At 68.7% G+C, this 2,084-nt stretch carries 1 protein-coding gene; it reads left to right on the top strand.

Features of this window, described 5'->3' with window-relative positions; genetic code table 11:
- Positions 1-297 precede the first annotated feature (297 nt).
- Positions 298-2,084, top strand: a 1,787-nt coding sequence (locus VJ655_RS10805) for an ATP-binding protein (RefSeq protein ID WP_324111066.1), incomplete at its 3' end; no start/stop codon positions are given.

Below are 2,084 nucleotides of genomic sequence, written 5' to 3'. Positions count from 1 at the left end.
TATGCAACAAGGCGAAGGCCCGCCTCCCGGCCCGCCGCCGGAAGGCCCCCCGCCTCAGAACTGATCGGCCGTCCGCGACCGATGTCGACGCCGCCCGGCCAGTCCGCCGGGCGGCGTTTCGCGTTTCGGCTCCCGGTCAGTGGGAGCCCCTGAAAGGCTAGAATTTACAGGGCGTTCTCCATCCAGCGCGGCGCTTTGTCGCTGGAAGGACGCGATGACTTGGCCATTCGCGCAGGGCATAATTTCGCAACCCTATGTCGTGATCGCAAGCCAACCATGACTTCCAAGCGAGCCTCCTTGAGCATCTGTGATGATCCGCTCGCCCTGGCTCTCGTGCAGCAAGCGTCGCGCAACAGCATGGCGACCATGGGCGTGCAGGCCGCCGCGGCGATCGGCGTCACCCTGGCCACCTTGCCGAGCGAGCGGCCGTTCTACTGGATCTGGCTGGCCGTGACCCTAACGGCACTGGTGGCGCGGATCGTCACGAGCCGGCTGCTGGCCAGCGCCCTGCGCGATCAGGTCTCCGGCCGCCGGCTGAACGCCATCGTTGTCGCCTTCTCGGCCGGCCTACTGGTCAGCGCGGCCCTCTGGGCCTTCCTCGCCTGCGTGCGTTTCCCGGTCGACAGCCTGCGCACGCGCTATGTGATCATCGTGGTGCTGTCGGCCCTGGCCGGCGGCGCGACGGGCGTCCTGTCGCCGCTGAAGCTGACGGGACGCATCTACATCTCCCTGATCCTGCTGCCGCCCTCCCTGGCCCTGATGGCCAGCGATCTCATCCTCGGGTCGCTGGGCGTCGCCTTCTGGCTGGTCATGCTGACCGGTCATCGCAACAATCACGCCCTGCTGGTCGACTCCGTCCAGCTGCGAGACCAGAACCGCGACCTGGTCGAGGCCTTGGGCCGCCGGAGCCAGGACCTCAACAGCCTGAACCAGGATCTGGAGGCGCGCGTGGCGCTGCGCACCCGCCAGCTGGAGGAGGCCACCCTGCGCGCCCAGACCGCCAACCAGGCCAAATCCCGGTTCCTGGCCACCGTCAGCCACGAGATGCGCACGCCGCTGAACGCCATCCTGGGCATGGGCCAGATCCTGGTGCGCTCGAACCTGACCCGCAAACAGCGCGATCAGGTCGTGGAAATGAAGGGCGCGGCTCGACGGCTGCGCATGATGATCGACGACGTCCTCGACCTCTCGCAACTGGACGACGGCGCCCTGGAGCTCAAGCCGCGCCCTTTCCGGCTGGCCGCCCTAGCCCAATCGCTGGACGACCTGCATCGCCCCACGGCCGAGGAACGTGGCCTGCGCCTGACCCTGATGATGGAGGCCGGACCAGACGAGACGCGTCAGGGCGACGTCGACCGCCTGCGCCAGGTGATCAGCCTGCTGATCGACAACGCTCTGAAGTTCACCCAGGAGGGCGGCGTCGAGTGCCGCATCGTCGGGGCGGGAAACGACCTTCGGATCGAGGTCACCGACACCGGGGACGGCGTCGCGCCGGAGAAGATGGCGGTCATCTTCGAACGCTTCAGCCAGATCGACGACTCGACCAAGCGCTCGGCCGGCGGCATCGGCCTGGGCCTGGCGCTGTGTCAGGGGCTGGTGAGCAAGATGGGCGGCGCCATGTCGGCCTCGTCCAAGCCCGGCGAGGGCTCGACCTTCACCATCAGCGTCCCCTGCCCCGTGATCGCGCCGTTCGCGCCTGCCCGCCTGGAATCCGCGGACGGCGGCGAACACGAGCCGCACACCCTGCTGGTCGTCGACGACAACGCCATGAACCGCAAGATCATCGCGGCCCTGGTCGAGCCGTTCGGGATCTCATGCGGCTTCGCCGCCGACGGGCGCGAGGCGGTCGAGGCCTGGCGGCGCCAACCCTGGGACGCGATCTTCATGGACGTCCACATGCCGGTGATGGACGGGGTGGAGGCGACGCGGACCATCCGCCTGGAGGAAGGCAGCTCCGGCCGGCCGCGTGTGCCGATCGTGGCCGTCACCGCCAGCCTGCTGGAGCAGGAAACGGCCGGCTACCACGCCGCGGGCATGGACGACGTGCTGCCCAAGCCTATCGAGGCCGCCGCCCTGGCCGAGAT

This window comes from Caulobacter sp. (genome assembly GCF_035254145.1).
Taxonomy (GTDB): domain Bacteria; phylum Pseudomonadota; class Alphaproteobacteria; order Caulobacterales; family Caulobacteraceae; genus Caulobacter.
The sequence above is the reverse complement of the archived record's forward strand: the minus strand, read 5'-3'. Positions and strand labels throughout refer to the sequence as shown.